This is a genomic window from Vibrio sp. OPT46, from assembly GCF_015163535.1.
Taxonomy (GTDB): domain Bacteria; phylum Pseudomonadota; class Gammaproteobacteria; order Enterobacterales; family Vibrionaceae; genus Vibrio; species Vibrio alginolyticus.
Genome location: NZ_JADDYG010000446.1, coordinates 1 through 2,011 on the forward strand (window position 1 = coordinate 1; position 2,011 = coordinate 2,011).

General features: G+C 37.0%; 2 pseudogenes. One reads left to right on the forward strand and one right to left on the reverse strand.

What is annotated here, in order from left to right:
- Nucleotides 1-549: pseudogene (locus IQR33_RS19595) on the forward strand (hypothetical protein); the annotation flags it as partial.
- A gap of 189 nt (nucleotides 550-738) precedes the next feature.
- Here IQR33_RS19595 and IQR33_RS19600 read toward each other — a convergent pair.
- Nucleotides 739-2,011: pseudogene (locus IQR33_RS19600) on the reverse strand (hypothetical protein); the annotation flags it as partial.

Sequence of the window (2,011 nt, forward strand, 5' to 3'; positions counted from 1 at the left end):
TCTCTCTATGAGTTAGGTAAGCAATGGCTGAACCTCAAGAAAGAACAAGGTTTGAACAATATTCAGATTGCCACCGAGAAAGGCTATGACAAAAACTTGGTCTCAGCTGGTATAAAAGCGGCAGAGCTACCAAAATGGCTAATAGATGTCATTCCTAGTGTTCCTGATCTAGGAAGACCTTCTATAATTGAATTAGACAAGAAAATAACTAGCCTTTCTGATAAAGAAAAATCAGGCTTTGAAAATTTCTGTTCATCTTTATTAGAAGAGACAGAAAACCTAAGGCTTACAGCATTAAGCGCTAAACACGCCAACGCTCAAATCGTAAAAAAGATTCTGTCATACACCTATGCCGAACAAGATGAGAGTCAAAGGCAAGATGCCTCGACAAGACCAAAGAAACTGAAGAAGAAACTTGATAACGGCTCTGAAGTTCACGTAAAACATGACTCCTTGAAAGGTGAGTTCAGTTTCACAGTTAAAAATATCAGCGATGCGCAAAAGCAGCAGCTTGACCAGCTTTTAGGAGACTGGGGATTATCCATATAGTCTAGTGTTTATCTACAATGCTTAAGAAATAGGCATTTAACTATTTATAGTGTCATTCTCTTTGAACTAAGCTGTAAACCTATATATAATACGCTTCGGAGTTAAATTGCCCCCAAGCGTTTATCTCTGTTCCCCTCCTCCGCTTCTGCGCAGGAGGGGTTTTCATTTTTAAACCAATCAAAAAGTCTATTATTTGTATCCAAGACTTTTAAGCAAGGTTGGGTCATCGTAATCTTGTATGAGTTTCTCGTATTTTTGCTCATTCTCTGAATCATCGTTCAAGCGCCACACGATAGTACCTCTGATATATATCATCATAATTATTTCCCCTAGTTGGCGATAAGCAGCTATATCCCACAAAAGTTTGTGACACTGGACAAACAAATTGTCAAACTTTTGCCTAAATAGGTAATTGTAAATGTATGACAAATCCTGGATGTCCTTCTCCTTGATTCGGTCATACAGTTTGCTTTCAACCAAAGCTTGATGTTTATAGATTGTCGCACGACAGAAATTGTAACTACTTTTCTCTGAATCAAGAGCGGTATCTAAATTCTTGATCTTATCCACATTGCTTCGTTCTTTATTTATCGTAAATAAAATATTATTAGCCAATGTGTAATACTCTTGCCTTCGAGCTTTTTTCTCAAGGCGAACAAGTGCTTTAAACCTATCATCACTGTCTTTCTCTTCAGCAAGAATCACTTCGGAAGCAATATATGCAACAGACTTTTTCCTAAACTCATTTTTCTTAGATTTTGCCAATTTAACTGCGGCATCTAAATCTGTGTGCTCTAATAAATGCAATTGCTCAAGGTAAGCATCATTCAATGTAATCTTATCCGTTTCGGGACAGAGACTCATACACATGTCAAGGTACTTTTGCGCTTCAGTATAACTAGCCCTAATTCGGTATGAGGAAGCAACCGTCAGATAATATTTGTACAGAGAGTCCGGATCTATTTTTTTAATGGTGTCATGTAAAAGATCAAACGCGGATATAGTCTCTGCAAAACGACTAGATTTTCTTAGTATGTAGATATAGGAACTACAATACTGCCGTAACTTTGTTAGCCTTCTTTCGTTCATCACATTGCACTGACCTAGTTCGTTGTTAGTCTTGATACTTTCCAAACAAGAATCAATCGAGTTTAGTAACAAAGTTCCAGTATTATCTTCTTCCGTGCTGTAACCCTTTTGGTAAACTTTACGATTTAGTGAACTAAGCTTTACTCCGTTCTTGGTTTTAATAATAGTCACATTTAAGTAAGCGTTTGAGATTTCGTAAACTTGATCTTTGGGTATTCGACTAAGAACGTAATCTTTTATTATTGGATTGATTTTGATAAGTTTTGTCGATGAGTCTATCTTTATTGAAGTAGCCAATTCAAATTTGACTAATTCCTGAACATGCTTGGGGCTCAGTTCACGGCCCATAGGGTCTGCTTTGAGGTTTGTAAGA